The sequence below is a fragment of the Pseudomonas sp. 2995-3 genome (genome assembly GCF_002742565.1).
GTDB classification, from domain to species: Bacteria; Pseudomonadota; Gammaproteobacteria; order Pseudomonadales; family Pseudomonadaceae; genus Aquipseudomonas; species Aquipseudomonas edaphica.
In genome coordinates, this window is sequence record NZ_LJSB01000262.1 from 1 (window position 1) to 269 (window position 269).

Annotated in this window: 1 protein-coding gene; it reads left to right on the plus strand. The window is 37.9% G+C overall.

Annotation, left to right across the window (positions count from 1 at the left end; genetic code table 11):
- Positions 1–28: 28 nt before the first annotated feature.
- Positions 29–269 (plus strand): hypothetical protein (locus AOA62_RS31865; protein ID WP_368665713.1); only part of this gene is annotated, 241 nt, incomplete at its 3' end.

Here is a 269-nt window from a genome sequence, read left to right on the forward strand (position 1 = left end):
GTATTACAAGGATGTCTTAGGTTTCACCATTGACGGAGAGTTTGTAAGTCGTGAAGGAGTTCATTTCCTTTTTAAAGAGAGCACTATGCCAGAAGCTGTTCGCCCTAATGCTCTGATTAATGTTGTATTGGATACCTACGTTTGGGTAAATGATGTTGATGTTATATACGAGGAACTAAAAGGCAGGGGTGCAAAGATAATATTTGGACCAGTTGAAATGGAGTACAATATGAGAGATTTATTGATTGAAGACCTATATGGTTACAGGA